20 protein-coding genes are annotated in these 22,874 nt (G+C 62.9%); 10 read left to right on the top strand and 10 right to left on the bottom strand.

The annotated features are described in order from the left end of the window. Nucleotides 1-124 precede the first annotated feature (124 nt). A complete protein-coding gene (locus NL528_RS07820) occupies nt 125-1,072 on the bottom strand; it encodes an alpha/beta hydrolase (RefSeq protein WP_309182128.1) in 948 nt (315 codons plus the stop codon). Nucleotides 1,073-1,292: 220 nt separating this feature from the next. Here NL528_RS07820 and NL528_RS07815 point away from each other — a divergent pair, with 220 nt between their 5' ends. Beyond that, nucleotides 1,293-1,769, top strand: coding sequence for an Hsp20 family protein (locus NL528_RS07815; RefSeq protein ID WP_309182127.1), 477 nt, complete (start codon nt 1,293-1,295; stop codon nt 1,767-1,769). A 309-nt stretch (nt 1,770-2,078) separates the two neighbouring features. Beyond that, a complete protein-coding gene (locus NL528_RS07810) occupies nt 2,079-2,855 on the top strand; it encodes an alpha/beta hydrolase (RefSeq protein ID WP_309182126.1) in 777 nt (258 codons plus the stop codon). 58 nt (nt 2,856-2,913) lie between these two features. Here NL528_RS07810 and NL528_RS07805 read toward each other — a convergent pair whose 3' ends face one another. Continuing rightward, on the bottom strand, nt 2,914-3,573 hold the full coding sequence (locus NL528_RS07805) for a hypothetical protein (protein ID WP_309182125.1): 660 nt from the start codon (nt 3,571-3,573) through the stop codon (nt 2,914-2,916). Nucleotides 3,574-4,038: 465 nt separating this feature from the next. On the opposite strand from NL528_RS07805, the gene gltB reads away from it, so the two are divergent. Both gltB and NL528_RS07795 read left to right on the top strand, forming a co-directional pair. Next, nucleotides 4,039-8,772 carry a glutamate synthase large subunit gene (gene gltB / locus NL528_RS07800; RefSeq protein ID WP_309182124.1) on the top strand — a complete coding sequence of 1,578 codons (4,734 nt, stop codon included), beginning with the start codon at nt 4,039-4,041 and terminating at the stop codon, nt 8,770-8,772. 157 nt (nt 8,773-8,929) lie between these two features. After that, a complete protein-coding gene (locus tag NL528_RS07795) occupies nt 8,930-10,387 on the top strand; it encodes a glutamate synthase subunit beta (protein WP_309182123.1) in 1,458 nt (485 codons plus the stop codon). 180 nt (nt 10,388-10,567) lie between these two features. Here NL528_RS07795 and NL528_RS07790 read toward each other — a convergent pair whose 3' ends face one another. Then, on the bottom strand, nt 10,568-12,286 hold the full coding sequence (locus tag NL528_RS07790) for an outer membrane beta-barrel protein (RefSeq protein WP_309182122.1): 1,719 nt from the start codon (nt 12,284-12,286) through the stop codon (nt 10,568-10,570). A 199-nt stretch (nt 12,287-12,485) separates the two neighbouring features. Between NL528_RS07790 and NL528_RS07785 the strand changes: the two genes are divergently transcribed. Beyond that, nucleotides 12,486-13,499 (top strand): KpsF/GutQ family sugar-phosphate isomerase, encoded by a 1,014-nt coding sequence (locus NL528_RS07785; protein WP_309182121.1) that lies wholly within the window; start codon nt 12,486-12,488, stop codon nt 13,497-13,499. A gap of 131 nt (nt 13,500-13,630) precedes the next feature. Here the strand turns inward: NL528_RS07785 and NL528_RS07780 are convergent, their stop codons facing one another. Next, nucleotides 13,631-14,170: a carboxymuconolactone decarboxylase family protein gene (locus tag NL528_RS07780; RefSeq protein ID WP_309182119.1), complete on the bottom strand. Its 540-nt coding sequence runs from the start codon at nt 14,168-14,170 to the stop codon at nt 13,631-13,633. Between the two features lie 72 nt (nt 14,171-14,242). Between NL528_RS07780 and NL528_RS07775 the strand changes: the two genes are divergently transcribed. Next, a complete protein-coding gene (locus NL528_RS07775; RefSeq protein ID WP_309182117.1) occupies nt 14,243-14,584 on the top strand; it encodes a helix-turn-helix domain-containing protein in 342 nt (113 codons plus the stop codon). On the opposite strand, the gene NL528_RS07770 is transcribed toward NL528_RS07775, so the two are convergent. From NL528_RS07770 to hemH, 3 genes are all read right to left on the bottom strand, one after another. Beyond that, on the bottom strand, nt 14,581-15,027 hold the full coding sequence (locus NL528_RS07770) for an NfeD family protein (RefSeq protein ID WP_309182115.1): 447 nt from the start codon (nt 15,025-15,027) through the stop codon (nt 14,581-14,583). The two genes, NL528_RS07775 and NL528_RS07770, sit on opposite strands and share 4 nt — an antisense overlap. A 280-nt stretch (nt 15,028-15,307) precedes the next feature. Continuing rightward, nucleotides 15,308-16,306, bottom strand: a complete 999-nt coding sequence (locus NL528_RS07765; RefSeq protein WP_309182114.1) for an SPFH domain-containing protein — start codon at nt 16,304-16,306, stop codon at nt 15,308-15,310. A gap of 218 nt (nt 16,307-16,524) precedes the next feature. Then, complete coding sequence (gene hemH, locus NL528_RS07760; protein ID WP_309184824.1) at nt 16,525-17,562, bottom strand: ferrochelatase; 1,038 nt, start codon at nt 17,560-17,562, stop codon at nt 16,525-16,527. Between the two features lie 141 nt (nt 17,563-17,703). Here hemH and NL528_RS07755 point away from each other — a divergent pair, with 141 nt between their 5' ends. Continuing rightward, nucleotides 17,704-18,102 carry an MAPEG family protein gene (locus tag NL528_RS07755; RefSeq protein WP_309182112.1) on the top strand — a complete coding sequence of 133 codons (399 nt, stop codon included), beginning with the start codon at nt 17,704-17,706 and terminating at the stop codon, nt 18,100-18,102. A 224-nt stretch (nt 18,103-18,326) separates the two neighbouring features. On the opposite strand, the gene NL528_RS07750 is transcribed toward NL528_RS07755, so the two are convergent. The 3 genes from NL528_RS07750 to NL528_RS07740 form a co-directional block, all read right to left on the bottom strand. Next, on the bottom strand, nt 18,327-18,806 hold the full coding sequence (locus NL528_RS07750) for a cyclic nucleotide-binding domain-containing protein (protein WP_309182111.1): 480 nt from the start codon (nt 18,804-18,806) through the stop codon (nt 18,327-18,329). Nucleotides 18,807-19,126: 320 nt separating this feature from the next. Further along, nucleotides 19,127-19,564 carry a hypothetical protein gene (locus tag NL528_RS07745; protein ID WP_309182110.1) on the bottom strand — a complete coding sequence of 146 codons (438 nt, stop codon included), beginning with the start codon at nt 19,562-19,564 and terminating at the stop codon, nt 19,127-19,129. A gap of 301 nt (nt 19,565-19,865) precedes the next feature. Next, a complete protein-coding gene (locus NL528_RS07740) occupies nt 19,866-20,726 on the bottom strand; it encodes a LysR substrate-binding domain-containing protein (protein ID WP_309182109.1) in 861 nt (286 codons plus the stop codon). A gap of 108 nt (nt 20,727-20,834) precedes the next feature. Here NL528_RS07740 and NL528_RS07735 point away from each other — a divergent pair, with 108 nt between their 5' ends. The 3 genes from NL528_RS07735 to NL528_RS46960 all read left to right on the top strand — a co-directional run bounded on the left by NL528_RS07735 (nt 20,835) and on the right by NL528_RS46960 (nt 22,788). Beyond that, nucleotides 20,835-21,806: an MBL fold metallo-hydrolase gene (locus tag NL528_RS07735; protein WP_309182108.1), complete on the top strand. Its 972-nt coding sequence runs from the start codon at nt 20,835-20,837 to the stop codon at nt 21,804-21,806. Nucleotides 21,807-21,888: 82 nt separating this feature from the next. Then, nucleotides 21,889-22,515 carry an NAD(P)H-dependent oxidoreductase gene (locus NL528_RS07730; RefSeq protein ID WP_309182107.1) on the top strand — a complete coding sequence of 209 codons (627 nt, stop codon included), beginning with the start codon at nt 21,889-21,891 and terminating at the stop codon, nt 22,513-22,515. Between the two features lie 147 nt (nt 22,516-22,662). Beyond that, on the top strand, nt 22,663-22,788 hold the full coding sequence (locus NL528_RS46960; protein ID WP_375143989.1) for a hypothetical protein: 126 nt from the start codon (nt 22,663-22,665) through the stop codon (nt 22,786-22,788). Nucleotides 22,789-22,874: the final 86 nt, after the last annotated feature.

Below are 22,874 nucleotides of genomic sequence, written 5' to 3'. Positions count from 1 at the left end.
GTTCTGACGCGTTTTCTGCCGCAGATAAGTCTACGCAATCTGCTCAAGCTTGATTGCTATGCGAACCGGCATCCACCCCGGATCAAGTCCGGGGCAGGCTTTCGCTCGAAAACGCTATGGATCCTCACTTGAACAGCGGCGTGCCCGGCACGAAGGCGTCGAACGCGGCCCAGAATTGCGCGCGGTAGCGGTCCTGTTCCTGCAGGATCTCGTGCTTGGAGCCGGCGATCACCAGATGCGAGCCGGCGCGCAAGTGATAGGCGAACTCCTCGATCGCCGCGGTCGAGACGATGGTGTCGCTGCTGGCGGCCAGCATCAGGATCGGCTGGCGGATTTCCAACGGGTAGTTGGCCGCGCGAAAACCGTGCATTGCCCGGAAGGCGGTATCGGCCCAGGCCACCGTCGGCGAGCCGATGCCGAGGGTCGGATCCTCCTCCAGGATCGCGGTGTTGCGGGCGAAACGCACGGGATCGCTGGTGAAGGGATTGTTGATGAAGGATTCCGAGCCGGTCAGCGCGTCGCTGCCGCCGGGAACGTAGCGGCCGCCCTGCCCGGCGAGCCGCATGACCCGCAGCAGCGCACGCGCCGGAAACGAGGTCGCGCGGCCGGGAAGATCGATCATCGGCGCCGACAGCACCATGCGGTCGAACCAGCGCTTGCCTGAATGGGCGACCCGCAGCATCACCGCGCCGCCCATCGAATGCGCCAGCGCGAAAAAGGGCGGCGGGCAATCCGGCAGCACCACCTGCTGCACGAAGGTTTCGACATCGACTTCGAAATCGGAGAAATCGCGGACATAGCCCTTGCGCGGATCGCGCAGGCGCCGCGACGAATGGCCCTGGCCGCGCCAGTCGATCATCGCCACCGCAAAACCGCGGTCGCGCAGATCGCGCACCGTCTCGAAATATTTCTCGATCTGCTCGCCACGCCCGGTGAAGACGCAGACCGTGCCCTTGCGGCCGGCCGGCGGCGCCCAGCGCGCGAAGCGCAATTCGGCGCCGTCGGGCGTCTTGATGGTGCCTGAGACGACATCCTCCGGAACCGGATTGGCAGGGATCGAGACGAGCGTCATGGACGGGGAACCGGCTAGGTGAGAGGGGCGGGGAATCAAGGTGTGTGCGCCAAAAAAGACCTGGTTTCGGCCCTCTTGAACGCCGTTTCACCCCTCCCATATCATTTCCGTGCAGGCCGCTACCAGCGTTTCGGAACCGGAACGAATGGCTGCACACAGACTAGGCCCGGCCCGATGGCGGGCGGGTAATTGCAACAGTCGCTCAATGGAGGACTACCCTATGCGTACCTACGATCTCACCCCGTTCTATCGTTCCACCGTCGGCTTCGACCGCTTCTTCAACCTGCTCGATCAGGCCACCGCCGACGGCAGCCCCGGCTATCCCCCCTACAACATCGAGCGCACCGGTGAGAACGCCTACCGCATCAGCGTTGCGGTCTCCGGCTTCTCGCAGAGCGAGCTTTCGATCGTCGCCAAGGAAAACACCCTGACGATCAAGGGCGAGAAAACCGCCAGCGAGAACAGCAACGACAATTCCAAGGTGCTGTACCGCGGCATCGCCGCGCGTGCCTTCGAGCGCGCCTTCCAGCTTGCCGATTTCGTGCAGGTCAAGAACGCCTCGCTCGAGAACGGCCTGCTTCATGTCGATCTCGTCCGCGAGATCCCCGAGGCCAAGAAGCCCCGCAGCATTCCGATCTCTTCGGGCGCCGAGGCGCCGCAGGTGGTCGACGGCTCGGCCGCCAAGGTCGCCGCGTAACAGCGGTTCGAGCGTCAGCAGATATTGGCTGAACGTGAAAACGCCCCGGGAAACCGGGGCGTTTTTTGATGCCCCGTCATTGCGAGGAGCCAACGGGTCCCGCCTTCGGCGGGCCCGATGATAAACTCCGCGACGAAGCAATCCATTCTTTCTTTGTGGCGCTATGGATTGCTTCGCTTCGCTCGCAATGACGTCGCTACAGCCGAATTCACGACGCCGTGTGCCTCGTAACATCGCAGGCGATCGGATCGAAACATCTGTGTGGAGCATCCGCATCACGCGGAAGACTTAGGTCGCGGAGTTCGTTCGATGAAGATAGTTCGATTTGTAACGGCATTAGCGATCGGCGTGCTGGCGGGCACGCTCGGCGGATTCCAGGCGCAGGCGCAAACGGCCGCGCCGGTCGTGGCAAAAAATGTCGTGCTGGTGCATGGGGCGTGGGCGGATGGCTCGAGCTGGGCGGAAGTCATTCCCTATCTGCAAGCCGCCGGGTTGAAGGTCACCGCCGTACAAAATCCGCTGACGTCGCTGGAAGATTCCGTCGCGGCGACGCGCCGCGCCCTGGCGCTGCAGGACGGCCCGACCGTGCTGGTCGCCCATTCCTGGGCTGGCACCGTCATCAGCGAGATCGGGGTGGACCCGAAAGTGTCCGCGCTGGTCTACGTCGCCGCGCGCGGCCCCGACGCCGACGAGGATTTTGTCGCGCTGTCCGGAAAATTTCCGACCGGCGCGGTCCGTGCCGGCATCAGGGAACATGACGGTTTCACCAAACTGTCCGAGGAGTCTTTTCTGAAATATTTCGCAAATGGCGTGGAACCGAAAAAGGCCGAGGTGCTTTACGCGGTGCAGGAGCCGACGGCCGCGTCCCTGTTCGGCGGCCGGACCACCGTGGCCGCCTGGCGCTCAAAACCCTCGTGGTATGCGGTCTCGAAGCTCGATCAGACCATCAACCCCGATCTGGAGCGATTTCTGGCCAAGCGCATGAACGCGACCACCGTGGAACTGGACGCCGGTCACCTGTCGCTGGTGTCGCATCCCCGGGAGATCGCCGACCTGATCCTGGCCGCCGCCGGACACAAGGAATAGGCCTCGATCGGCTTCTCGTCATCGCCGGGCATCGCCGTCCGACGGGGGGCTGCCCCTTTTACTCCAACCCCTGCGCGGCAGGCATTTCCTGCGTCGGCAGGATCGACGGCGCGGGAGGCTTGGCCTGGCCGACGGTGGGAGCCGGCGGCGTTTCAGCGGATTTTGCCACGGCCGCCGCTTGCTGGGCCGGCTCCGGCGCGGGCCTGGCGGCGAGCGGGCTCGCCTTCGGCACCGGTACCGTGCGGCTGGCGACATGCGGGATCGGTCTCGGCGGACGCGGCACGCCCCGGACAGTGGCGATCGGCGGCAGCGGTCCCGGCGCGCCATAGGTGATGTTCAGATCTTCGTTGAAATTGTCGCCCATCCGGTCGGCCGGCATGAAGCGGATGATCCGCCCGGTGCGTGCGTCGATGACGAGCTTGCCATCGTCGCCGCCGCGGTCGATCACGGAAATCGTGTAGACGACGCCGCGCTGCTGCGGAATGCCGAGCGGCGAAAACCCGGCCTCGCGAACCACGGTGTAGACCTCCATCGGCGGCAGCAGCGTCGGCCCGTGACCGTAGCGCGCAACCGGCGCCTCCGGCGGCATCGCCGCATAGGGCCCGCTGACATCGGATACCGCCGTGTAACCCACATGGGGCGCCGGCAACTGTGCCTGCGCTCCGGTCGCGGCCAGAGCCAGTCCGGCCGCCACGACCCATCCTGTGAACAACTTCATCGCCGATTGCTCCTGTAAGCCCCTGGTAGGCCCCTTGGCGTCTTCGCGCCCTTGTCCCGGCGCGAATCTGGTGGCCGAATCCGGCGGACCTTGGGCCGGATCGCGGCGCGTTTGCTTCAAATCCGGGGCGGGCTGTTCGTACCCGCAACAGCCAAGGATCAGCCATGCGGGCGGGGACTTTCACGCGCTTGTGTGATACAGAAAAATTTGGCATGGTCGGAGTTAGGACAGTATCACTGTCTCAATTACGGGGCTTTCCCGGCACAGGGATTGCAACGAAAACTTGGCGCTTCGAGCACCAAGGAAAGTGCAGGCAAGGCCGTTCCTCAGGGACGTTGAACGCCCAGGCCTGAATTTATGAAATTGCGGCTCGCGGAGGACGAGCGGTGGCCCGGTGGGTGCCGCAAGCGCCCAAGGTGCGCCGACGATGACGGTGAGGCCCTTAGCCTGATTGAGAGGATTGAGATGAGCGGGTCGGAAATCGAGCGCGAAAACATCGTGACAGAATCGCTGTCGTCGACCGCGGCCTCGAAACCGGCGGAAGTGGCGCGCGAGCACACCTGGCGTCCGCCGGCCGAGGGCCTGTACGACCTCAGCCTGGAAAAGGATTCCTGCGGCGTCGGCTTCATCGCCAACATCAAGGGCAAGAAGTCGCATCAGATCGTCTCTGACGCGATCAGCATTCTCTGCAACCTCGAGCATCGCGGCGCGGTCGGCGCCGATCCGCGCGCCGGCGACGGCGCCGGCATCCTGGTGCAGATCCCGCATAATTTCTTCGTGCGCAAGGCGGCCGAGATCGGCTTCCAGCTGCCGAACCCCGGCGAATATGCAGTCGGCGCGCTGTTCATGCCGCGCGAGACGGCATGGCGAAATATCATCAAGAGCATCGTCGCCGAACAGATCAAGCAGGAAGGGCTGACGCTGCTCGGCTGGCGCGACGTGCCGACCGAAAACTCTTCGCTCGGCGAAACCGTCAAGCCGACCGAGCCTGCGAACATGCAGGTGTTCATCGGCCGCAACGGCACGGCGAAGACCGAGGACGATTTCGAGCGCCGGCTCTACATACTGCGAAAGTCGATCTCGCAGGCGATCTATCAGCGCCGCGACCGCGGTCTTGCCGGCTACTACCCGGTCTCGATGTCGTGCCGCACCGTGATCTACAAGGGCATGTTCCTGGCCGACCAGCTCGCCAAGTATTATCCCGATCTGCACGAGCCCGATTTCGAGAGCGCGCTGGCGCTGGTGCATCAGCGCTTCTCGACCAACACCTTCCCGACCTGGTCGCTGGCGCATCCGTACCGCATGATCGCGCACAACGGCGAGATCAACACGCTGCGCGGCAACGTCAACTGGATGGCCGCGCGACAGGCTTCCGTGCATTCGGAACTGTACGGCAAGGACATCAACCGGCTGTGGCCGATTTCCTATGAGGGCCAGTCCGACACCGCCTGCTTCGACAACGCGCTCGAATTCCTGGTGCAGGGCGGCTATTCGCTGCCGCATGCGGTCATGATGATGATTCCGGAAGCCTGGGCCGGCAATCCGCTGATGGATGAGACGCGCCGCGCCTTCTACGAATATCACGCCGCGCTGATGGAGCCGTGGGACGGCCCCGCCGCGATCGCGTTCACTGACGGCCGCCAGATCGGCGCGACGCTGGACCGCAACGGCCTGCGCCCGGCGCGCTATCTCGTGACCAGGGACGACCGCATCGTGATGGCGTCCGAAATGGGCGTGCTGAAAATCCCCGAGGAAGACATCGTCACCAAGTGGCGGCTGCAGCCCGGCAAGATGCTGCTGGTCGACCTCGAACAGGGCCGGCTCATTCCCGACGACGAGATCAAGGCGCAGCTCGCCAGGAGCCATCCCTATCGCGACTGGCTCGGCCGCACCCAGATCCAGCTCGAGGAATTGCCGGATGCGGCCTCCAAGGGCATGCGCTCCAACCTGCCGCTGCTCGACCGCCAGCAAGCGTTCGGCTACAGCCAGGAAGACGTCACGATCCTGATGACGCCGATGGCGGCCACCGGCGAGGAAGCCGCGGGCTCGATGGGCAACGACACGCCGATCTCGGCGCTGTCGGACCGGCCGAAGCCGCTGTTCACCTATTTCAAGCAGAATTTTGCGCAGGTGACGAACCCGCCGATCGATCCGATCCGCGAGGAGCTCGTCATGAGCCTCGTGTCGATCATCGGGCCGCGGCCGAACCTGTTCGATCTGCAGGGCATGGCGTCCACCAAGCGCCTCGAAGTGCGCCAGCCGATCCTGACCGACGCGGATCTGGAAAAGATCCGCTCGATCTCGGACGTCGCCGAAGCCCATTTCAAGTCGCGCACGCTCGACACCACCTTCCACGCCGGGTTTGGTGCTGCGGGTCTGGAACAGGTGCTCGACGAATTGTGCGCGCGTGCCGAAGGCGCGGTGCGCGAAGGTATCAACATCATCATCCTGTCCGACCGCATGGCGGGCTCTGACCGGATTCCGATTCCCTCGCTGCTGGCCTGCGCCGCCGTGCATCATCATCTGATCCGCACCGGCTTGCGTACCTCGGTCGGGCTCGTGATCGAATCCGGCGAACCGCGCGAAGTACATCATTTCGCCTGTCTGGCCGGTTACGGCGCCGAAGCGATCAATCCGTATCTGGCGTTCGAAACCATCATCGCGATGAAGGACCGGCTGCCGGGCGCGCTCGGCGACTACGAAATCGTCAAGCGCTACATCAAGTCGATCGGCAAGGGCCTGCTCAAGGTGATGTCCAAGATGGGCATCTCGACCTACCAGTCCTATTGCGGCGCGCAGATTTTCGACGCCGTCGGATTGAAGGCGGACTTCGTCGCCAAGTATTTTGTCGGCACCCATACCCGCATCGAGGGCGTGGGCCTGGCCGAAATCGCCGAGGAAACCGCGCGCCGCCATGCGGACGCGTTCGGCGACGCGCAGGTCTACAAGACCGCGCTCGACGTCGGCGGCGAATATGCCTACCGCACCCGCGGTGAGGATCACGCCTGGACGGCTGAATCGGTCTCGATGCTGCAGCATGCCGCGCGCGGCAATTCGCTGGAGCGTTACAGGTCGTTCGCAAAGATCCTCAACGAGCAGTCCGAGCGGCTGTTGACGCTGCGCGGCCTGTTCCGGATCAAGACCGCCGAGGACGAGAAGCGCAAGCCGATCAAGCTCGATCAGGTCGAACCGGCCAAGGACATCGTCAAGCGGTTCGCGACGGGAGCGATGAGTTTTGGCTCGATCTCGCGCGAGGCGCACACGACATTGGCGATCGCGATGAACCGGATCGGCGGCAAGTCCAACACCGGCGAAGGCGGCGAAGAGTCCGATCGCTTCAAGCCGCTGCCGAATGGCGACAGCATGCGATCTGCGATCAAGCAGGTCGCTTCGGGACGCTTCGGCGTGACGACGGAATATCTCGTCAACTCCGACATGATGCAGATCAAGATGGCGCAGGGCGCCAAGCCCGGCGAAGGCGGACAATTGCCCGGCCACAAAGTCGACGCCATCATCGCCCGCGTCCGGCATTCGACGCCCGGCGTCGGCCTGATCTCGCCGCCGCCGCACCACGACATCTATTCGATCGAGGATCTGGCGCAGCTGATCTACGACCTCAAGAACGTCAATCCGGACGGTCAGGTCTCGGTCAAGCTGGTCTCCGAAATCGGCGTCGGCACGGTTGCGGCCGGTGTGGCCAAGGCGCGCGCTGACCACGTCACCATCGCAGGTTTTGAGGGCGGCACCGGTGCCTCCCCCCTCACCTCGATCAAGCACGCGGGCTCGCCGTGGGAAATCGGGCTCGCCGAAACCCACCAGACGCTGGTGCGCGAGCGGCTGCGCAGCCGCATCGTGGTCCAGGTCGACGGCGGCTTCCGCACCGGACGCGACGTCGTGATCGGCGCGCTGCTCGGCGCCGACGAGTTCGGTTTTGCCACAGCACCCCTGATCGCGGCCGGCTGCATCATGATGCGCAAGTGCCATCTCAACACCTGCCCGGTCGGCGTCGCGACGCAGGACCCGGTGCTGCGCAAGCGCTTCACCGGCCAGCCCGAGCACGTCATCAACTACTTCTTCTTCGTCGCCGAGGAAGTCCGCGAGATCATGGCGCAGCTCGGCTACCGCACCTTCGACGAGATGGTCGGCCAGACCCAGATGCTCGACCAGTCCAAGCTGGTGGCGCACTGGAAAGCCAAGGGACTGGACTTCTCAAAGCTGTTCGTTCGCCAGAAGGAACTGCCGGGCCAGAAGATCTATCACTCGGAAAAGCAGAACCATCACCTGGAGGCCGTGCTCGACCGCCGGCTGATCGAGAAGGCGCAGGCGGCGCTGGACCGCGGCGCGCCGGTCAAGATCGAAGAGGAGATCAACAATACCGACCGCTCGGCCGGCGCAATGCTGTCGGGCATGGTAGCGAAGATCTACGGCCATGCCGGCCTGCCGCACGACACCATCCAGGTCAGCCTCAAGGGCACCGCGGGTCAGGCGTTCGGCGCCTGGCTCGCGCGCGGCGTCACCTTCGATCTCGAAGGCGAAGGCAACGACTATGTCGGCAAGGGCCTGTCCGGCGGCCGCATCATCGTCAAGCCGCCGCACAATTCCGGCATCGTGCCGGAGGAATCCATCATCGTCGGCAACACCGTGATGTATGGCGCGATCGAGGGTGAATGCTATTTCCGCGGCATCGCCGGCGAGCGCTTCGCGGTGCGTAACTCCGGCGCGATCGCCGTGGTCGAAGGCGCCGGCGACCATTGCTGCGAATACATGACCGGCGGCATCGTGGTGGTGCTGGGCAAGACCGGACGCAATTTTGCGGCCGGCATGTCGGGCGGCATCGCCTATGTGCTGGACGAGGCCGGCGACTTCGCCAAACTCTGCAACATGGCGATGGTCGAACTCGAACCGGTGCTGTCGGAGGAGAATATCAACGCCAACACCTATCACCACTCCGGCGATCTCGAGGCGCATGGCCGGGTCGACGTGTTCCAGAACCTGCTCGATTCCGACGTCGAGCGGCTGCACGTCCTGATCACGCGCCACGCCAAGCTGACCGGCTCGAAGAAGGCCGCCGAGATTCTGGCGGACTGGAAGATCTGGCTGCCGAAATTCCGCAAGGTGATGCCGGTGGAATACCGCCGCGCGCTGAAGGAAATGAAGGCACACGCCGACGCCGAGCCGAAAATCGCGATCGGGGCGTAGGCACAACAGAACTCAAAGCCGTCATTGCGAGCGCAGCGAAGCAATCCATCAGGCCACAGGCGAAACATGGATTGCTTCGTCGCTCCGCTCCTCGCAATGACGGGGGAATGACGGGAAGCAAAGAAGACGAAGTAGGTATGCAGGGGCGTCAGGTTTAATGGGCAAGATCACAGGTTTTCTCGAGATCGACCGGAACGAGCGCAAGTACTCGCCGGTCACAGAGCGCGTAAAGCACTATCGCGAATTCGTCATTCCCTTGAGCGAGAAAGACACCCGCGACCAGGCCGCGCGCTGCATGAATTGCGGCATTCCCTATTGCCACGGCACCGGCTCGGTGCAGCCGGGCACGCCCGGCTGTCCGGTCAACAACCAGATCCCCGACTTCAACGACCTCGTCTATCAGGGCAACTGGGAAGAAGCCTCGCGCAATCTGCACTCGACCAACAATTTCCCGGAATTCACCGGCCGCATCTGTCCGGCGCCGTGCGAGGCTTCCTGCACGCTGAACATCGACGACAACCCGGTGACCATCAAGACCATCGAATGCGCCATTGTCGACCGCGCCTGGGACAATGGCTGGCTGAAGCCGGAAATCGCCCCCGCCAGGACCGGCAAGAAGGTCGCGATCATCGGCTCGGGCCCGGCGGGGCTTGCCGCCGCCCAACAGCTCGCGCGCGCCGGCCACGACGTCCATGTCTACGAGAAATTCGCCAAGGCCGGCGGCCTGCTCCGTTACGGCATTCCCGACTTCAAGATGGAAAAGCACATCATCGACCGCCGCGTGGCGCAGATGGAAGCCGAGGGCGTCACGTTCCATTACGGCGCCCATGTCGGCGGCAGCACACCAGGCGCGATCGATCCGCGCGATCTGCTCAATCAATATGACGCGGTGGCGCTGACCGGCGGCGCCGAAGCCGGCCGCGATCTGCCGATCCCCGGCCGCGATCTTGACGGCATCCATTTTGCGATGGATTTCCTGCCGCAGCAGAACCGCCGCGTCAGCAATGAGCCGCTCGGCGACGTTTCGGAAATTCTCGCCGACGGCAAGCACGTGGTCGTGATCGGCGGTGGCGACACCGGCTCGGACTGCATCGGCACCTCATTTCGGCAGGGCGCGAAATCCGTCACGCAACTCGAGATCATGCCGGCGCCGCCCGAGCATGAGAACAAGGGCCTGACCTGGCCGAACTGGCCGTTGAAGATGCGGACCTCGTCGAGCCAGGCCGAAGGCGCCAAGCGCGAATACGCGGTGCTGACGCAGAAATTCTCGGGCGTCGACGGCAAGGTGCAGAAGCTGCATTGCGTCCAGGTCGACGACAAGTTCAAGCCGATCGCCGGCACCGAATTCGAACTCGACGCGCAGCTGGTGCTGTTGGCGATGGGTTTCGTGCATCCGGTGCACGAGGGCCTGCTGAAGATGCTCGGCGTCGATCTCGACCAGCGCGGCAACGTCCGCGCCAACCTGACCGACTACAAGACCTCACGTCCCAACGTGTTCTCCGCCGGCGACATGCGCCGCGGCCAGTCGCTGGTGGTGTGGGCGATCCGCGAAGGCCGGCTGTGCGCACGCGCGATCGATCAGTATCTGATGGGAAGCACGACGCTGCCGAGGTGAGACGGCGTTCGCGTCGCAGCGCCGCGCTCACAGCGGTTAGACTCACTGTCATCACCCGCGGAAGCGGGTGATCCAGTATTCCAGAGACGTTAGCGATATTCGAAAGGGCCGCGGCGTACTGGATGCCCCGCCTTCGCGGGGCATGACGAGTAGGGACTGCGCGCGTTAGCCGGCTAGCCTTCAGTGCTGCAGCCGCACGCCGAGCATCACGACCGTCGACGCGGTGCTGTTGCCGGGGATGTTCGAATTCAACCAGTCGCGGCGCAAGGTGCCCGTGACCCAAAAACTGCGGTTCATCTTGTAAACCAGTTCGCCGGAGATCGAATAGATGCGGTCGAAGCGCAGATCGCCCTGATAGGCCTGCGTGCCCCAGGTGAATCTGCCAATGCCCGTGAGCCAGCGGCGGAAATCGTGATCGACTTCCGCGGTGTAGAGATGCGTCAGCACGCCGGAGACGCCGGGCACCGTGGTCTCGTCGATCGACGTGGTGGCGATGAATTTGGCTGTCGTCAACGGCGTCGCGGACCATATCAGCGAGGCCGACGTCAGCAGGCCCTGCAACGGCAGCAGCCGCGGATCCTCGTAGGTGCGCGCCGCCCAGCCGATCGAAGCTTCGCCGATCAAAATCCGGGAGAATTCGAAGGTGGTGCCGGCCCTGACGCTTCCGCCGCTCGAATTGCGCTGATAGCCGTTGCGATCGACCAGCAGGTCGTGCGAGCGGACGTTGCCATCGATCTCGCCGAACGGCTTGAGGCCGGGTATCAAATCGTAGCTGACACGGCCGAGGCCGCCGAACTGATTGTAGTTGCGATCGTCGTTGCTGGTGACGGAGCCATCGGTCAATACCGAGTTCTGATAGACGGTGCGGTCGACAGTGGCGCCCGCGGAGACCTGAAGCCGGTTGAAATTCTGATCGAGCCCGAAGGTGCCGCCGAACGTCGCATAGACCGGATATCTGGCGAGGCCGACCTGCACGTTCGGGCTGCCAGGATTGTCGGTGGCGACGCGCAGCCGCGTTTGTGCCAACAACCGGGTGTCATGGGTGACATCGAGACGGCCATCGACATGGCCGGTGAAATCCGGGCGATCGAGATTGGTCGGCGCCGACGACGCCACGCCGTCCACCGGCGGAAAGGTGTTGGTGTAACCCGTGAACGATCCCCGCAAGTCAGCCACCAGCACGTGGCGTTCCCAGTCGGAGACAGCCAGGAATTCCGGCGCGACGACGTAGACCGGCGAGCCCTTCGGGACAAAGGTGCGCCCGGGATTGGTATCGTAGCCGCCTCTTAATTCAAGCGCCGACTTGATCAGGAAACCGCCGGCGTAATCGCCGACCGGGCCGAACGGATCGTCATCGATCCTGAGCCGCTTGCGCAGCGGCTGGCCTGCGACCGTGCCGGCCATCGCCGGGGGTATCGGCGCCTTGTTGGCGGATTCCGACGGCGGGATCGAAAGCCGCAGCGGCGTGTTCGTTGCAATCGGCGGCGGCGGGCTGCCGGGACCGGTCGGCGGCTTCGGCTTCACCTGGCCCGGATAATATTTCGGCTTCTTGCGCCTGCGATTGAGCGAGTCATAGCCGATGTCGGCGGCACCGCTGGCGGCGGGCAGGCCGTAACTCGGGATCTGCCCGATCCGCGATGGCGCCGGGGTATCGGTGTCGCGTTCGCGGAGCCTTGCGTCATCGGCGGCATTGCCGGTTCTGTCGACGGCGCCGATGCCGGTGCGGCGCAACGGCGAATCCGGCGTGGTGATCTGGCTCGAGCGAGTCGGGCTGAACAGGTCGGGCGTGACGGTTTGGGCCAGCGCCGGCGCTTCACCAGACGCGATCAGCGCAAGGCATGGCAAAACCGCGCGGAAAAGGGTCGCGCGCCTGCTTCGGCCCCTTGCTGGACCCGCCATCACGATGAAAATACCCCAGCAAATTCACTTACTTAAGCGACGAGTTCCGAGCGCGCGCGGAAACGTCGTTAATGGAGTTAAAACAATTATGGTTAATGAGCCGTTGAGAGCCTGAAGGGCGCGTCGCCTCACGCGGCGGGCCGTGTTAAGGAGGGCTCCGGGGCCGAAGCGACTGAGGCTCCCCTCCCTGGAACCAGACATGGCCAATCCGAAACCGCTGATGGCAAAATCATCCGGCACCGATTCCGCGAATGCCGCTGTCAAGTCGGCCCTGCGTACGCTCGAGGCGGAAGCCGGCGGCATCGCGGCCGTGACCGCGGCACTGCAATCCGATCTCGGCGCGCTCTTCAATGCGGCGGCCGAACTGATCCGCAACGCCAAGGGACGGCTGATCGTCACGGGATTGGGCAAATCAGGCCATATCGGCCGCAAGGTCGCGGCGACGTTTGCCTCCACCGGCACGCCGGCGTTTTTCGTCCATGCCGCCGAGGCGAGCCACGGCGATCTCGGCATGATCACCGCCGACGATGTCATCCTGGCGCTGTCATGGTCCGGCGAGCAGCCGGAAATGCGGAACCTGATCAACTATGCCGCGCGCTTCCGGATTCCGCTGATCGCGATCACGGCAGAGCGGGAATCGACGCTTGCCAAGGCGGCCGACTTCGCGCTGACGCTGCCGAAGGCGCGCGAAGCCTGCCCGCACAATCTCGCGCCCACCACCTCTTCGCTGATGATGCTCGCGCTCGGCGACGCACTGGCGATCGCGCTGTTGGAGGGCCGCGGCTTCACCTCGGTCGATTTCAGCGTGCTGCATCCCGGCGGCAAGCTCGGCGCCATGTTGAAATATACCCGCGACCTCATGCATTCCGGCAACGCCGTGCCGCTCAAGCCGCTCGGCACCAAAATGTCCGACGCGCTGGTCGAGATGACCTCGAAGGGCTTTGGCTGCGTCGGCATCGTCGACAACAGAGGCCAGATCGCCGGCATCGTCACCGACGGCGATCTAAGGCGCCAGATGCGGCCGGACCTGATGACCGCACTGGTCGACGAGGTCATGACCAGGAATCCCAAGACGATCGATCGCGACACGCTGGCCGGCGAGGCGCTGGAGATGCTCAATTCGTCCAAGATCACCGCGCTGATCGTGACCGACGCGAACAAGCCGGTCGGCATCGTGCATCTGCACGATCTGTTGCGCGCCGGGGTGGCGTAGCACCGTCAACTCGTCATTGCGAGGAGCGAAGCGACGAAGCAATCCATTCTTTCTTCGTCGCCGCATGGATTGCTTCGCGGAGCCTGTCATCGGGCGCGCATTCGCGCGACCCGTTGGCTCGCAATGACGGATCAGTTCGGAAACCGCGCCGCCGTTTTCTCGAGCGGCAAGGCCAGCGTGTTCGCCAGATACGACACCGTGCGATAGAAGCCGCAGAGCATGATGATCTCCAGGATCTTTGCATCGTCGTAATGCGCCGACAGCCCCTTGAATTCGGCATCGCTGAGCGTCGCGCGTTGATGCAGCGCGTCGACGGCGGCAATCAGCGCCTGTTCGGCCGCCGACCAACACGCTGCATCGGCGTCGCCGAGCACGGTGGCGCGGACCTGCTCGTCGGTGAGATGGGCTGCTTCCGCAAACGCCGCGACATGCACGCCCCATTCATATTCGCAACCGTTCCGCGCGGTGGTACGGTCGATGACGATCTCGCGCTCCCGCAACGACAACGGCCCCCGGTCCAGCAGGCTGCCGCCGCGAAACTTCTCCCAGGCGCGGGGCTGGCCGGCCATGACGCGGAACAGCACCAGCGGCGGCGCGCCGCGCATGATGCGGTCGAACTGCTGCTGAATATCCGGCGCGTAAGGCGGATCGAGCGGCGCGATGCGTGACATGGCTCCCTCCTGTGCTACACTAATTGTAGCAGCACGCTACAATATCTGTAGCAGTCCGCAAGAGGGTTTTCGATGCCGAAACCGGCTTCCGTCACGAAGAAGCGCGCCGTCCGTGGCTCCCGCACGGGCCGGCCGATCATGGCGCTGCTCGATCTGCTGGGCCGCCGCTGGAGCCTGCGCATCATCTGGGAGCTGCGCGAGGCGTCGCTGACCTCGCGCGCCTTGCGTACCGCGTGCGATGAAGCTTCCCCCACCATCCTGCAGACGCGGCTGACGGAGCTGCGCGAGGCGGGCTTCGTCGAACTCGTTGCCGGGGACGGCTATCGCCTCACCGAGCTGGGCAAGGAGCTGCAGGAGAATTTTCTGGCCGTGCATCACTTGGCCGAGCGCTGGAGTAAACGCGGGACGGGCTAAGCCGCCGCCACCGTCAGGCTGGCGCCGTCGGCCTGCACGATCCTGACCCGGCTGCCGGCCGGCGTATCGGGACCGGCGACGCGCCAGACCGTGTCGTCGATCCGCACCGTGCCTGCGCCATCGACGATCGGCTTTTCCAGCGTGAATACCCGGCCGATCAGCGCTTCGGTCCGCTTGTTGAGGAACGGGTTGCTCTGGCTGACGCTGCCCTCGCTCTTCGCAAGGCGCCGCCATACCGGTACCGCCGCGGCCGCGAACACCGCGAACATCAACAATTGCGTCTGCCAGGATGGATCGATCGCGAACGACAGCAATCCGACCAGCAGCGCGGCGAGCCCGAGCCAGAACAGGAACACACCGGGTGCCGCCAGCTCCAGCGCCATCAGGATGAAGCCGAAGATCAGCCAGTTCCAGGTACCTAACGTCGAAAACATCTCGGCCATGACACGACCTCAGTTATTTGCTCAGTTACTTGCCGGTCTCGAAGCGCCGGCGGTGCGCCCCCTCTCCCACCCAACTCGGGTTTACCCGAGTTGGGCCATCTTAAATTGTCGAAGTCGGATATATCCGACTTCGATGGGAAAGGGTTGGGGTGAGGGGTTAAGGTCTATCGATAGTCCGAGACCCCTCACCCGGATCGCATCTGGCGATGCGATCCGACCTCTCCCAATGGGAGAGGTGAACGAGATCGCATGCGCCGATGCACTCATTACCAAACAACTTTTAGCGCTGCGGCGCCACCGGTGGCGGCGTGGGGCCGGCTGACGGCACCGAGGAGCGGCGCGCGGCGGCCGCGGCGGATGCGGCGCTTTCGCCGAAAGTGGCTTTCGCAATCTCGCCGATGCCGGCGAGCGAGCCGAGCACGCTGGTCGCCTCGATCGGCAGCATCAGAAGCTTCTGGTTCGGCGAGTCCGCGAACTGCCCGAACGCCTTGATGTACTTGTCGGCGATAAAATAGTTCAGCGCGGCGACGTCGCCCCTGGCGATAGCGTCGGAGACCATCTGCGTCGCCTTGGCCTCGGCTTCCGCGGAACGCTCGCGCGCCTCGGCGTCGCGGAACGCGGCCTCCTTGCGGCCTTCGGCCTGCAGGATCTGGCCCTGTTTTGCACCCTCCGCGCGCAAGATTTCCGATTGGCGCTGGCCCTCGGCCTGCAGAATGTCGGCACGCTTGACGCGCTCGGCCTTCATCTGCCGGCCCATGGCTTCCACAAGGTCCGCGGGCGGCACGATGTCCTTGATCTCGATGCGGTTGACCTTCAGGCCCCACGGCGAGACGGCGGCGTCGACCACGCGCAACAGGCGCTCGTTGATCTCGTCGCGATGCGACAGCACCTGGTCGAGATCCATCGCACCCATCACCGAGCGGATGTTGGTCATGGTCAGCACAATGATCGCCTGATTGAGGTTGGAGACCTCGTAGCTGGCCTTGGCGGCGTCGAACACCTGGAAAAACGCGACGCCGTCGACGGTGACGGTGGCGTTGTCCTTGGTGATCACTTCCTGCTCGGGAATGTTGATCACCTGCTCCATCATGTTCATCTTGCGGCCGACGCGGTCGAAATAGGGAATGATGAGATTGAGCCCCGGCGCCAGCGTGCGGGTGTATTTGCCGAACCGTTCGATGGTCCAGTCATAGCCTTGCGGCACGGTCTTGACGCCGGCGAACAATGTAACAATGACAAGCAGAACGAGTGCAATCGCGAAAATATCAAAGCCAGTCATAAATTCCTCCAATGCCGGCAAGAACCGTCGCCGGGCGCGGTCTCAATATTTGTCGGCAAAGCCGCAGCGCCGGTTCAGCCGGCCGTTCTCAAGTATCAGATATAACGTAGGGAGCCGTTTTACGGCCGCCAGATGTATGGTGGCTGAACATTGCGGGACCGTGTTCGGAATCACTTAGCAATCAAATCCAGCCTTTTAATAATCAAATCCAGTAATAATCAAATCCAGCCTTGCAATTCGCGCAAGACCAGCTGGCGGATGACGTCCATGCCGGGTTCGCTGTCGTTCAGGCAGGGGATGAAGGCAAATTGCTCGCCGCCGTTGTGCTTGAAAATCTCGGCGTTCTCCTGCGCGATCTCTTCCAGCGTCTCCAGGCAATCGGCGGAGAAGCCGGGGGTCACCACCGCAATGCGCCGCACACCATCTTTCGCTGATTTTTCGATGGTCTTGTCGGTATAGGGCTGCAGCCATTGATCGAAGCCGAAGCGTGATTGAAACGTAAGGATCAGTTTTGTCGCATCAAGGCCCATGCGCTTGCGCAAGGCGTCCGTTGTTGCGACGCACTGCGCATAATAGGGATCGCCCTTGTCGACATATTCTTGCGGCATGCCGTGGTATGACGCGACGATCAGCTCGGGCTGGAACGGCAGCGTCGAAAGATGCGCATTGATCGAGACCGCGAGCGCCTCGATATAATCGGGGTCTTCGTAATAGGGCGGCGTCACCCGCAGGATCGGCTGCGCGCGCATCCCGGCCAGCACGCGAAACACTTCGTCGCACACCGTAGCCGAGGTCGCCGCGGAATATTGCGGATAGAGCGGCACCACCAGCAGCCGGTCGCAGCCTTGCGCGGCCAGGGCCTCGATGCGCGACTTGATCGACGGATTGCCGTAACGCATCGCCCAGTCGACCACGACATGGTCATGGTCCGAGATCGCCGCGGCGAGCGTTTCGGCCTGTGCGCGTGTGATCGTCTTGAGCGGGGATTCGTTTTTCTCGGTGTTCCAGATCTTCTGGTAATCGCGCGCCTTGCGGCCGGGCCGGATGCGCAGGATCACCCCGTTCAGAATCAGCTTCCACCACAGCCCCTGATCTTCGATCACGCGCGGATCGGACAGGAACTCCTTCAGATAGGCGCGAACGCCTTTGGCGTCTGATGTGTCGGGGGTGCCGAGATTGACCAGCAGCACGCCGACGCGTTCCGGCTGCGACTCCGGCGCCGGCTTTGCACTTTCAAAGGGAGCGACCACGGTCATGATTTCAGTGGCTTCGCGCGTTGCACCATCCTTGTCAAGATAATGGCTGGTTCGATATTGTCCATGGAGAGCATGATCCGGAAAAGTGGGCACCGGTTTTTCCGAAAAGATCATGCTCCAAATATAAGGTCTGGAGGAACCATGACGGTTGCCGAATGGTGCGTTTTCGGAACGCTGATGCTCTATCTGTTGACGATCGCCTCCGTCAAATGGATCGGGCATCAACGCTTCGACAATGCGAAGCCGCGCGATCCCGACTTCTACGAGGACCCGATCCGGGCGCGGGCGCTCGGCGCCCATCAGAACGGCATCGAGGCGTTTCCGTTCTTTGCGGTCGCCGTGCTGCTGGCGGAGTTTCGGCTGGGGCCGCAGCGGCTGATCGACGAGCTGGCGGTGCTGTTCCTGATCGTGCGGATTGCCTATGTCTTCACCTATCTCGGCAACCGCCCGACGCTGCGTTCGATCCTGTGGAGCCTCGGCTTTGCAATCAACATCGCGATCTTCTTCCTGCCGGCGCTGCGCGGTTATTTGCCTGTTTGAACCCTCATGGTGAGGAGCGCGTCTTCGCGCGTCTCGAACCATGAGGCCCGTGGCCATCCTTCGAGACGCCGCTTCGCGGCGCCTCAGGATAAACAACGGCGCGCTTGCGCCGCGCGCAAACCGGACGACCGGCACCTCCGAGATTGCCCCCTCACCGGACATGCCGCAGAGATGTTAAACTCGGCGCGATTGGCTCATTTGCGACATGGGCGATTCTGGCTGCGTCATCGGCTCGCGTGAAGCATCTGCAGCTCGGCAATGCGATTGTCGGCGCGGCGGAGCCGCCGACAAAGCTCGCGGTTGATATTCTGCATCACCATCACATACGCATGGATGTCGGCCTTGTAGCACGCGTAGAGTTTTTGGGCCGTGAGCTCGTACAGCACGGTTGGGCTCTCCGCGACGACGGTGGCTGATCGGTTCTGCATTTCGATGAGCGTCATTTCGCCGAAAAAATCGCCGGGCTCAAGGCCCGCCATGCGAATGACGCGCCCCGAATCCCCCAGCTTGCTCACCACGAGCTCGCCGGAGTGAACAATGAACATCGAGCGCCCCGGTTCTCCTTCCGCTACGACAGTGGCGCCGACGTCGAAGCGGCGCTCGACCAGCATTGAGATCAAGAGATCGAGGCTTGCGTCTGAGAGGCCACCGAAGAAAGGTGTGGCGAGCAAGAACGCTTTCAGATCGGGGGAGCTGACAGCCATGGACGAAATATACTCCCGCTCCCAGCGGCGGCAAGCGGGCCAAGCCCGACGGGACGTATCTATAAATACTTGCGCGGGGGTGTCGGCTGCCGATCGAGCAGACAGCCCCGCCTGATCATTGCGCCAAGAGGCTCCGTGGGGCTGGCGGCCTCTTTCTGACCCCATAACGTGCTTTCGGCTGGCACCTTTGGGACATGCCGACTGCGTCGAGCGATGTCCGCTATCGGGCGTAACCGGAAGACATTTGCTCAGACTGGGTTCTTCCGAGTTTGACCCAACTGAGACATTCCACGTGATCAACATGCTTTAATAGAGATCGATCACACTACGAAAATTCCGACCAGCAAAAGCGTCGACAAAATACTGAACGCGGTGACGTTGGCATCCCATAACCACGGTCCTACCGACGATCGAAAGGGCGGGTAGCCGTTTTGATCATAGAGGGCGCCGCCAAACAGCTTTCGCGCAACTAGCGTGGCGAAAAAAGCCCCATAAACCGCAGCGCCAAGCGCCCCCGCAAGCAACAACCTTTCTCGCGGAAGCGGTCCTTTCAGCCAAATCAGGCAGAGAGCGATGACAGCGATTCCAGTATAGCTCAGTACCTGCCACACGACGTGGAAGCGGGCGTGCGGCGTCCATAATGGATTAGTTGCATGGGTGCGATTGAAATCGGCTTTGATCGTCACGAAGCCATATCCGGTGGCCGCAAGCGTCAAAAGAATTCTTGATAGCAAATGTCCGTCGCTGATGCTTTCCATTGCCCGCCCTCAATCGAGAATTGTGATCTTGATGCCCGTAGATCATTCCGGCTGTATCCAATCACAATCAAGACCCGGATGGCCACTTCCGCTGTTGCGAAGATTTTCGATCAACGCCAGGCATGGATGCCTGCCTGATCCACGATCGTTCGGCTTGGAATCGAGAGGCCGCCTTCGGGCGGCTTTTCGTTGGCACGCATCGTCCGCCGATGTCCGAGTCTGGCGCCAGAAGCGGACCTTCCTCAAATCCAGCTTTTGACAACCCACAGCCGGCTCTCGACGATTGAAGTGCCGGTTCTTCTCAGATCGCCGGGCGAGATGGCCCCTGCGCAAGCGTCGGCAGAACCGCAGCCAGTGCCGCGGCGGCCTTGTCGGGCTGCGCCTTCTCGTAGATCGCGAACTCAAGGTCAGGAAGCCGCGGCAGCCCTTCTTGCACACCGAGAATGCGCAAGCCCGCAATCAGCGCGCTGGCAGGAAGCGGGGTGATGGCGAGGCCCGCGAGCGCCGCCGCGCGCACGCCTGTCAAACTGGGGCTGGTATAGACGATCTCCCAGGTCAGTTCCTTGTCATTGAGCGCGGCGAGTGCAGCCTCGCGGGAAACGGATCGCTCGCGATACAGGGCCAGCGGCAGCGCCGCACCCGTAACAAGATCGAACGTGTCGGCCGCGGCCCAGACCAGCGGCTCACGCCACACCAGACGCCCTTTCGAAGTTCCGAGCGGGCGCTTTGCGAACACGACGTCAAGCCGCCCCGCATTAAGTTGCTCGATCAATTCCGCGCTGACGCCGATCTGCACCTCGAGCTTCACGCCGGGATGGAGCTTGGCGAAGCGGCCGAGCGCCGAAGGCAGCGAGCCGCCGGCGACCTCCTCGACCACGCCGAGACGCACCGTGCCAGACAGCCGCGGCCCCGCCAGGCGATGACGGGCCGCTTCCTCAAGTTGCAACAGGCGACGCGCGTCGCCGAGCAGCATCTCGCCATCGTCGGTCAGTGCGACACTGCGCGTTGTCCGCCGGAACAAGGGCCGTTTGGTCTCGAGCTCAAGCCGCTTGATCTGCTGGCTCACCGTCGACTGCGTCAGGTTGAGCCGCTTCGCGGCGCGGTGGAAACCGCCGCAATCGGCCACGGCAACAAAGGCACGCAACAACTCGAATTCCATCATGGGCGATTAATCCGATTCAACGATCAATCATATTATGAAATATCGCTTCTGTGATCAATACCGACGCTTATTCTCGAATGACCAGACGTCAAACGATGGAGAACAGACATGCTTATGCTCGATCGCCGGACGCTCCTGCGTGCCGGCTCTGCCGCGGCCGCCGCACTCGCCCCCACCGCCCCCGCCCTCGCCCGTGCGCCCCAGGCGGGCAAACAGGCGCAGCCTGGCTTCTACCGCTTCAAGCTCGGCACTATCGAGATCACCGTCATCAGCGACGGCATGCTCGAGTTCCCGGCCGAAACGCTGTGGGGCGATCGGGCTGAGGACGCAAGAGGCCTGCTGACATCCGCGTTCCAGCCGCCTAGCCCGGTGGGGCTGCAACTCAACACCATCCTCGTCAACACCGGCGGCAAGCTGGTGTTGGTCGACGCGGGCGGCGGCATCGACGGCAAGTTCCAGAAAACCGCCGGCGCCTTGCCTGCTAACCTCGCCGCCGCGGGCTACGCGCCGGGTGATATCGATCTGATCCTGCTCACCCACGGTCACTCGGATCATCTGTGGGGTATCAGCGATCGTGAGAACGCTTCGCTGCTATTCCCCTCGGCCGAATTCGTCGCAAGCGAGACCGAGGTCAAATTCTGGAACTCCCCTGAACTGACCGCCAAAGTATCTCCTGCGCTGAAGCCGGAGGTTACCCGGGCGAATCTGAAATTGGCCGGCCCACGGCTGCGTCTGATCAAGGCCGGGGCGGAGGTGGCGCCGGGCGTGACCACCATCGACACTGCCGGTCACACACCAGGCCACATGTCGGTGCATCTGAGTTCCGGCAGCGAAGAATTGCTCCTTACCGCCGACGCCGTGGTCAACTCCACGGTCAGCTTCCAGCATCCGGAGTGGCCGTTCGGATTCGATCAGGACGTGCCGCTGGCAGCAAAGGCGCGCATTGCCTTCCTCGACCGCGCAGCCACCAACAAGACGCTGGTCGGCGGTTACCATTTCCCCTTCCCCGGCTTTGGGCATGTAGTACGCGAGGGGAGCGGCTACCGCTGGCTGCCGGCAGATTGGCGCTGGACGACCTGAAGGCCGCACCGGCGGGGGCGGTGTGCTCCCCCGCCGGCCTCATAAGCGCTACGCAGAATTCTGCGTGAGAAGGGCAGCGAAAATGAATCTCTTGAACATAGTGACCTCGCCGCGAAAGGAAAAATCTGCGTCCACCGCTATCGTCAATGCATTCCTCTCGGAGTTTGGGGAGCACGTTCGTGACGTTACAGTTGACAGGCTGGATATTTGGCAAGAGCGACTTCCCGAGTTCGACGCGGAGGCAATCAATGCCAAATACAAGGGCGTCTCCGGCGAATCGATGACGCCGGTCGAGACGGCAACATGGGAAAAGATTAGAGAGTTGGCGTCACGCTTCCAACGGGCAGATCGCATCGTTCTGGGCGTGCCCATGTGGAATTTCTCTGTCCCTTACAAACTTAAGCAGCTGATTGATCTGTCTTGTCAAAGAAACATGCTGTTTACGTTCGACGGAGAGTTCTATGGACCGTCGTTGAGCATTGATAAGGCTTTCGTTGTGTATGTCAGGGGACAAAGCGACGAGGCCGGCTTTAAAACTGTCTCTCAGCCAGGCTTCGAATATCTCAGCGGTTACGTCGAATTTTGGCTGCGGTTCATAGGCGTCCGCAGTGTCGTTACTCTCACCGTCGAACACACTTGGGACGGCCGCGCGGTCGACATGATCGACGCCGGAAAGAGACAAGCGATAGAGCTGGCGAGGCAATTTTGATTGTTGCCCAATACCTCAATGCAAAGGCTCCGGGAGACGCATGGAAGGCAAAGCAAGATTTGTCTTTCCAGTCGTGATCACCGCCATTATCGCTTTTGTCGTGAGCGAGCGTTGACGTTCTTCAATATCGGCTGACGGAATGATTTTGTGGTGCGATGGTGGTCCGCCTTCGCCATCGGCTGGCCGATCGCGGCCAGCACCGCTTATCTCGCGATCCCCCCCTTCGCCCGCAGCCTCATCCAGCGCATCGTCGCCGCCATCGAAAGGACCTGAGCAGCTCCTTGCGGGACGGCTTGACGTCGTGTTCGCCAGGCGTCTGCTCGGCACCTCGCACGGACGCTCGAAATCCAGCATGCAAT

The sequence above is a fragment of the Bradyrhizobium sp. Ash2021 genome (genome assembly GCF_031202265.1).
In the GTDB taxonomy this organism is placed as follows: Bacteria; Pseudomonadota; Alphaproteobacteria; order Rhizobiales; family Xanthobacteraceae; genus Bradyrhizobium.
Note: the sequence above shows the minus strand (reverse complement) of the source record. Positions and strands in the feature narration are given on the sequence as shown.

Bases quoted from the DNA above. Each gene is read 5' to 3' on its own strand.
- hemH (WP_309184824.1), bottom strand. From the start codon at position 17,562: ATGACCGTGGTCGCTCCCTTTGAAAGTGCAAAGCCGGCGCCGGAGTCG.
- NL528_RS07820 (WP_309182128.1), bottom strand. From the start codon at position 1,072: ATGACGCTCGTCTCGATCCCTGCCAATCCGGTTCCGGAGGATGTCGTC.
- NL528_RS07815 (WP_309182127.1), top strand. From the start codon at position 1,293: ATGCGTACCTACGATCTCACCCCGTTCTATCGTTCCACCGTCGGCTTC.
- NL528_RS07810 (WP_309182126.1), top strand. From the start codon at position 2,079: ATGAAGATAGTTCGATTTGTAACGGCATTAGCGATCGGCGTGCTGGCG.
- NL528_RS07775 (WP_309182117.1), top strand. From the start codon at position 14,243: ATGCCGAAACCGGCTTCCGTCACGAAGAAGCGCGCCGTCCGTGGCTCC.
- NL528_RS07795 (WP_309182123.1), top strand. From the start codon at position 8,930: ATGGGCAAGATCACAGGTTTTCTCGAGATCGACCGGAACGAGCGCAAG.
- NL528_RS07785 (WP_309182121.1), top strand. From the start codon at position 12,486: ATGGCCAATCCGAAACCGCTGATGGCAAAATCATCCGGCACCGATTCC.
- gltB (WP_309182124.1), top strand. From the start codon at position 4,039: ATGAGCGGGTCGGAAATCGAGCGCGAAAACATCGTGACAGAATCGCTG.
- NL528_RS07755 (WP_309182112.1), top strand. From the start codon at position 17,704: ATGACGGTTGCCGAATGGTGCGTTTTCGGAACGCTGATGCTCTATCTG.
- NL528_RS07740 (WP_309182109.1), bottom strand. From the start codon at position 20,726: ATGATGGAATTCGAGTTGTTGCGTGCCTTTGTTGCCGTGGCCGATTGC.
- NL528_RS07745 (WP_309182110.1), bottom strand. From the start codon at position 19,564: ATGGAAAGCATCAGCGACGGACATTTGCTATCAAGAATTCTTTTGACG.
- NL528_RS07805 (WP_309182125.1), bottom strand. From the start codon at position 3,573: ATGAAGTTGTTCACAGGATGGGTCGTGGCGGCCGGACTGGCTCTGGCC.
- NL528_RS07765 (WP_309182114.1), bottom strand. From the start codon at position 16,306: ATGACTGGCTTTGATATTTTCGCGATTGCACTCGTTCTGCTTGTCATT.
- NL528_RS07735 (WP_309182108.1), top strand. From the start codon at position 20,835: ATGCTTATGCTCGATCGCCGGACGCTCCTGCGTGCCGGCTCTGCCGCG.
- NL528_RS07780 (WP_309182119.1), bottom strand. From the start codon at position 14,170: ATGTCACGCATCGCGCCGCTCGATCCGCCTTACGCGCCGGATATTCAG.
- NL528_RS07770 (WP_309182115.1), bottom strand. From the start codon at position 15,027: ATGGCCGAGATGTTTTCGACGTTAGGTACCTGGAACTGGCTGATCTTC.
- NL528_RS07730 (WP_309182107.1), top strand. From the start codon at position 21,889: ATGAATCTCTTGAACATAGTGACCTCGCCGCGAAAGGAAAAATCTGCG.
- NL528_RS07750 (WP_309182111.1), bottom strand. From the start codon at position 18,806: ATGGCTGTCAGCTCCCCCGATCTGAAAGCGTTCTTGCTCGCCACACCT.
- NL528_RS07790 (WP_309182122.1), bottom strand. From the start codon at position 12,286: ATGGCGGGTCCAGCAAGGGGCCGAAGCAGGCGCGCGACCCTTTTCCGC.